Here is a 6287-nt window from a genome sequence, read left to right on the forward strand (position 1 = left end):
TGGCCGAACGCATTCGTGAGGTCTCCAGATCCAGCTCTTCCGCATAGGCCGTCCCGTTTTCCGGTTCTAGCGTTGGCGCAGCTTCGGTGCCGTCTACCAGCGAGAACGGCGCCGGTCGTCGAACACCGTGGTTCTGCAGGAAGGCAAATCATGAAACGAAGTACCTACGGGCGATCGTCCTTGGCGGCGGTGCTGCTGAGCGTTTCGGTGCTCGCCGTCGGTGCGTCCGGCGCGAACGCGGCGCCGGAGGCTCAGCCCACCGAACAGCAGTTGGCCGACTACATCGCGGCGGGCCGCACGGCCGCGCCGGTGGCGGATTCGGGCAGCGCGGGCACCGGCTCGGCCTGCACTTCGGGCAGCGGCGCCGGGTCGGGCAACGGATCCGGGGACTGCTACGGCGGATCCGGTAGCAGCTCGGGATCCTCCGGCGGATACGCCAGCGACACCGTGGGTTACGGTCCGCCGATGACCTCGTGGCTGGCCGCGTTCGGCTACGGGTTGACCCATCCGGACGTCGCCCCGCCGGGCGCCAACGACTGGAGCTGCAAGCCGACCGCCGAGCACCCCCGCCCGGTGGTGCTGGTGCACGGCACCTGGATGAACGCCTACAACGGCTTCGCCTTCATGGGCCGGCCCATCAAGGACGCGGGCTTCTGCACCTTCACCTTCAACTACGGCCGGTCCAACCTGCTCGAGGGCGGCGGTCTCGGATCGGTGCTGCCCGGCGTGATGGGCACCGGCTACATCCAGGACTCGGCCAAGCAGCTGGCCACGTTCGTCGACCGGGTGCTGGCCGCGACCGGGGCGTCGGAGGTGGACCTCGTCGCGCATTCGCAGGGCGGGTCGATGTCGAACTGGTACACCAAGTTCGAAGGCGGCGCGGCCAAGGTGAAGAACCTGGTCACCTACGGCGCCACGCATCACGGCACCAGTCTGGACGGCATCGGTGCGCTGGGCCGGGCGATCAACAACTTCGGCATCGACATCCTCGGCTTCATCGAGATCTTCGTCGGGCACGCGGGCATCCAGCAGACGATCGGCTCGGACTTCGTCAACAAGCTCAACGAGAACGGCGACACCGTCTCCGGGGTCGACTACACCGTGGTCGGCACCCGCTACGACGAGATCACCAATCCCTACGATCTGACCTTCCTGAAGGCGGCGCCCGGCGTCACGGTGCAGAACATCACGCTGCAGGACGGATGCGAACAGGACGTGTCCGACCACCTCACGATGATGTATTCACCGCGGGCGCTGTCCATCGCGCTGCGCGCGCTGGACCCGGCCGGCCATCCGAATCTGGAGTGCACCTTCAACCCGTGGTTGCTCGGCGGCGGGGGCTCGCTGTGATCACCGGATGACCTGCTCCCGTCGAGCGGCGTGGCTTGTGCCCCGACTCCGCCCGCCTGCTCGACGGGAGCACCGGCCGCCACGCGTTTCTGCCCGCCGGACGGGATCCTCAACCCGCCCCTGTCCGGCGCGTACGTCCCCGGCGCGCGGCGGTATGCCCACCGAGCGGCTCCTCGCACCCGCTGCTCGGTGGGCATCGGCGTGTTCCGGACGTTCCGTTCCGTGCGCTATCGCCAACATTGGCAATCGACAATGTCTTTCAGCGCCCTAAGGTTGACCGACCTGATGTTCGTCCGAACCGCTTTGTGCCCGAACAGGAGCCATGCATGCTGGTATCCGGTTCCACGCGCAGATCCTTCCTGCGCGCGGCGGGCTTCGGTGCGGCGGCCTTGTCCGCCGCCTGCACCGGATTCCCCACCAGCGGCAACGGCGGAATGATTTTCCTGTCCACCCAGTTCCGTCCCGCCGACGAGGCCGAACGGTTCCGCGACCTGCTCGCCGATGCCGCACCCGGCGTCGGTTACGTGACCATCGAAGAGAGCCCGTTCGCGAGCCAGGTCCGCAGTCAGGTCGACGCGGGAGCGACGCAGATCGGTCTGCTCGGCGGCCTGCACGGCGACATCGCGCCGCTCGCCGACGGCTATTTGCAGGACCTCACAGGCCTGCTCGCCGACCTCGGCCCCCGCGGCTGGCCCGCCGCCTACCTGGAACTGGCCAGGGTGGGCACCGACCGCACGTGGTACATCCCGTGGGCCACGGCGAGTTATGTCCTTGCCGCGCACGCGGACGCGCTGGAGCATCTGCCGTCCGGCGCCGATGCCGCCTCGCTGACCTATGACCAGTTCCTGGACTGGGCCATCGCCGCGCGCCGCGCCAACGGCAATCGTCCCGTGCTGGGCCTGCCCGCGGGACCCAAGGGCCTGCTGCACCGCTTCGTCCAAGGCTTCCTGCTGCCCTCGTTCACCGGCGGGCAGATCACCACCTTCCGCTCGAACGAGGCCGTGACGGCGTGGCGATACCTGCGTGAGCTGTGGGCGAACTGCGTCCCGGCGAGCACGAACTTCGACTTCATGCAGGAGCCGCTCGACAGCGGCGAGGTGCGCTTGGCGTGGGACCACGTCGTGCGCTTGGTCCACGCTCCCGAGCGCGACCCGCGCGAATGGCGGATGCTTCCCGCGCCCCGTGGCCCGCACGGACTCGGTTACATGGCCGTGATCGCCGGACTCGCGATTCCCGAGGGCAGCCCGGACCCCGAACTGGCGCAGCGGACGATCAGCACCCTCACCCGCCCCGACACTCAACTGCGGCTGCTGCGTTCCAACGGTTTCTTCCCGTCGGTCGACACGGCGATCCCCGGCGACCTGCCGCCGGCGATCCAGCTGGAGGCCGACGCGGTGCGCAGGCAGCAAGAGGCGCCCGGCGCCCTTCTTTCGCTGCCACCGGTGGGTCTCGGACAGCGTGAAGGCGAGGTGAGCAAGGTTTTCAAAGACAGTTTCCGCTCGATCGTGCTCGACGGAGCCGATATCCGCGCCACGCTGGATCAGCAGGCTCGGGTCCTGCAAGGCATCCTCGACGACCTGAAGGTGCCGTGCTGGGCTCCGGATCCCGCCGCCGAACTCTGCCGGGTGGGCTGACCGTGATGTCGCGACTGCGCTCCCCGTGGATGCTGCTGCTTCCCTCGATCGTCCTGATGGCGGCGCTGTTCGGCTGGCCGCTCGTGCAGGGCGTGCTCGAGGCGTTCCGTGGCGACGACGGACTCACCCTCGCCAACTGGGAGCGACTCTTCGACGATCCCTACATCTTCACCGCACTGCGCAACACGGTCCTGCTGATCGTGATCGTCGTGCCGATCCAGCTCGCGCTCGCCGTCGGCATGGCGCTGCTCATGCAGGCGCGGCCGCGGTTCGCCGGCGGCCACTTCTACCTGTGGTGCCTGCCGCTGGCGATCTCCGAATTGGCCGCGGGCCTGGTGTGGCTGTCCATTTTCGACAACCGCGGCTATCTGAACTCCCTGCTGGTCGGCCTCGGCGTCTCCGAGGACGGCGTGCAGTGGCTCGGCTACCAGAACGCGGGCACGATGCTGCTGGCTGTCGTGGTGGCGGAGGTCTGGCGCGCGACGTCGCTGGTGTTCGTGATCGTGGTGGCGGGCGTGCAGATGATCCCGCGTGACTACGACGAGGCCGCGCAGGTGTTCGGCGCGAACTTCTGGCAGCGGCTACGGCATGTGACGCTGCCGCTGCTCGGCCCGAGTCTGCAGGTGGCGCTGATCCTGCGGACCATCCTGGCCCTGCAGGCGTTCGCCGTGGCGCAGGCATTGACCGGGCGGGACTTTCCGCTGCTGGTGGGCGAGACCTACGAGTGGTACGCCAATCTGCAGAATCCCGCTGTCGCCAGCGCGGTCTCGCTGATCGTGCTCGCGATCTCGCTCGCCACCGCGGTCTTCTACCTGCGGGCGGTCCGGCAGCCGGAGCAGGCGCGATGAACCCGGACAGCGCCCCGTCGCGCGCACTGCCACCCGTCGATCGCGCGCCGCTGCGCAGGCGCCGCAGGCGCGCGGTGTGGGTGCAGGTGGCCTGCTCGGCCGTGAGCCTGTTCATGGCGTTACCGATCGTTCTCATCGGCCTCGCCGCGGTGTCCTCCCGCGAGGCGCTCAACGAGTTCCCGAAGCCGCTGATCCCCAGCGATTTCTCCACCGAAACGCTGGTCGCGTTCTTCCGGGCGACGGGAACCGCCGCCGCACTGGGCAACTCGGTGCTGGTCGGCCTTTACACGGTGTTCTGGTCGCTGGTGATCGGCGCGCCTGCGGGATATGCGCTCGCGCGCCACGCGTTTCGCGGCAAAGACACCTATCAGGTCTTCATCCTCTTCGTGCGCGCCTTGCCGATCGTGGTGCTCTCGGTGCCGCTGGCCACGATGTTCCTGCGCGTCGAGGTGTACGACACGGTGCTGGCCGTGACGCTGGTGCACACCACGCTCGCGTTGCCGACCACCGTGCTCATCACGGCGAGCATCTTCGTCGCGGTACCGCCCGATCTGGAGGAGGCGGCCCAGGTCTTCGGGTGCGGTCGCTGGCAGGCCGCGCGCCGGATCGTGGTGCCGCTGGCGCTGCCGGGGCTGGCCGCGTCGTCGATCTTCACGTTCGTCTTGTCGTGGAACGAGATCCTCGGCGCGACGATCGTGACACTCGGGCACCGCACGCTACCCGCGCAGGTGCTCACCGCGCTGGACGAGGCGTCGACGGCGTACCGCTTCGCGGGCGGCTTCGCGCTGATCATCCCGGCGCTGGCGTTCATCTTCGTGATGCGGCGCTACCTGGTGAACATGTGGGGGACGACGCTGCGATGACAGGGGTTCGCTGATGGCTGAAGTGGTGGTCCGGGATCTGGCGAAAACCTATCCCGGCGGTACGGCGCGCGCCACCGACGAGGTCTCGCTGGAGATCTCCGACGGCGAGTTCATGGTGCTGCTCGGACCGTCCGGCTGCGGCAAGACCACCTTGCTGCGCATGATCGCCGGATTGGAGCTGCCGGACTCGGGTCAGATCGTGATCGGCGGCAAGGACGTCACCTATCTCGAGCCGCGGCGGCGCAATCTGTCCATGGTGTTCCAGTCCTACGCCGTGTTCCCCAACAAGAAGGTCGCCGACAACATCGGTTTCGGCCTGCGCGTGCACGGCGTGCCCGCCGACGAGATCCGTCGCAAAGTCGCATGGGCCGCGGAGCTGTTGCAGCTCACGCCCTACCTGGACCGCTACCCGGCGCGGCTGTCGGGCGGGCAGCGCCAGCGCGTCGCGGTAGCGCGGGCGATCGTGATGGACGCCGACGTGCTGCTCATGGACGAGCCACTGTCCAACTTGGACGCGCTGCTGCGGCTGTCGTTCCGGGCCGAGCTGAAACGACTCGTCGCCGAACTCGGCACAACCACGATCTACGTCACCCACGACCAGATCGAGGCGCTGTCGCTGGGCAACCGCGTCGCCGTGATGCGCGCCGGGGCGATCGTCCAGTGCGGCCCGCCCACCGAGGTCTACGACGACCCCGCCACCGAATTCGTCGGCGGCTTCCTCGGCAGCCCGCCGATGAACTTCCTCACCGGCACGGTCGCCGCCGGAGCTGCCGGGCCGCGCATCGACCTGGGCGGGCAATCGCTCGCCGTTCCTCCCGAGCTGTCCTCCTTCGAGGGCAAGACGTTGCGGCTCGGCATCCGCCCCGAGGCCGTCGTGTTGGCCGACAACCCCGCGGACGCGACAGTGCGGGCCGAGCTGGAAGTGCTCGAACCACTGGGCTCCTCGACCCTGCTCACCACCCGTCTCAGCGGGCAGACGGTGAAAGTACAAGCGCCGCCGGGCTTCCGCGCCGACGAGGGCGGCACTGCGAATCTGCACCTGCCTCCCGGAGCATGCCGCTGGTACGACCCGGAAACCGGAATGCTCCTGCCGGTCGGGTGAGCACCGGACTCCGGGACGGCGTCCGCGCGAGCTTCTCGCGGCACCCGAGAAGGTCGATCCAACCGGCGCTCAGGTGAAAGCTCCTCGCTGAAGGGGAAGGCTGAGGAAGCTCTGGTGCTCGGGGCCGTGGTCACGGTGAGGTTTCCGAGCTGGTCGGATGCCGAGGTGGTGGGCAGCAGATGCGGCAGTTCGGCTCCGTCGATGGTGAGCCGGAGCCGGTGTCCTGCCGACAGCCGCCAGTTCGTCGGCCACATCTCGACGTTGTAGTGGTCGCCGCGAACGCGGAGGCGTCCCGCGTGCAACAGCGCAGGGCTTTTCGCCGTGACGAGGTGTACGCGGGTGAGAGGTACGAGTTCGGCTACCGGGTCGGCGCGCGCGGCGGAGGTGACAGGCACCTAGTGTGTCGCGCCTGAAATTAGGCCAGTAAGTTACTGTTTTGTTTTGGGGGCTGGCGGGTTGATTTTGACGAGGTAGTGGGCGAGGGATTTGA

General features: G+C 68.3%; 5 protein-coding genes. All 5 read left to right on the forward strand.

What is annotated here, in order from left to right; genetic code table 11:
• Window positions 1-150: 150 nt before the first annotated feature.
• The 5 genes from ABZ803_RS29055 (at window position 151) to ABZ803_RS29075 (ending at window position 5797) form a co-directional block, all read left to right on the forward strand.
• Window positions 151-1350, forward strand: a complete 1200-nt coding sequence (locus ABZ803_RS29055) for an alpha/beta fold hydrolase (protein ID WP_357044090.1) — start codon at window positions 151-153, stop codon at window positions 1348-1350.
• Between the two features lie 326 nt (window positions 1351-1676).
• On the forward strand, window positions 1677-2984 hold the full coding sequence (locus ABZ803_RS29060) for an extracellular solute-binding protein (RefSeq protein WP_357044092.1): 1308 nt from the start codon (window positions 1677-1679) through the stop codon (window positions 2982-2984).
• Between the two features lie 5 nt (window positions 2985-2989).
• Entirely contained in the window at window positions 2990-3832 is an 843-nt protein-coding gene (locus ABZ803_RS29065; RefSeq protein WP_357044094.1) for a sugar ABC transporter permease, read from the forward strand.
• The gene (locus ABZ803_RS29070) at window positions 3829-4695 is read left to right on the forward strand and encodes a carbohydrate ABC transporter permease (RefSeq protein WP_357044096.1); all 867 of its coding nucleotides are present in this window, start codon (window positions 3829-3831) and stop codon (window positions 4693-4695) included. The genes ABZ803_RS29065 and ABZ803_RS29070 overlap by 4 nt, the downstream gene beginning before the upstream one ends.
• Window positions 4696-4708: 13 nt before the next feature.
• On the forward strand, window positions 4709-5797 hold the full coding sequence (locus ABZ803_RS29075; protein WP_357044098.1) for an ABC transporter ATP-binding protein: 1089 nt from the start codon (window positions 4709-4711) through the stop codon (window positions 5795-5797).
• Window positions 5798-6287: the final 490 nt, after the last annotated feature.

The sequence above is a fragment of the Nocardia sp. NPDC047648 genome, from assembly GCF_040642815.1.
Taxonomy (GTDB): domain Bacteria; phylum Actinomycetota; class Actinomycetes; order Mycobacteriales; family Mycobacteriaceae; genus Nocardia; species Nocardia gamkensis.

Coding starts and splice junctions, on each gene's coding strand:
- ABZ803_RS29075 (WP_357044098.1), top strand. CDS start 4,709: ATGGCTGAAGTGGTGGTCCGGGATCTGGCGAAAACCTATCCCGGCGGT.
- ABZ803_RS29060 (WP_357044092.1), top strand. CDS start 1,677: ATGCTGGTATCCGGTTCCACGCGCAGATCCTTCCTGCGCGCGGCGGGC.
- ABZ803_RS29070 (WP_357044096.1), top strand. CDS start 3,829: ATGAACCCGGACAGCGCCCCGTCGCGCGCACTGCCACCCGTCGATCGC.
- ABZ803_RS29065 (WP_357044094.1), top strand. CDS start 2,990: ATGTCGCGACTGCGCTCCCCGTGGATGCTGCTGCTTCCCTCGATCGTC.
- ABZ803_RS29055 (WP_357044090.1), top strand. CDS start 151: ATGAAACGAAGTACCTACGGGCGATCGTCCTTGGCGGCGGTGCTGCTG.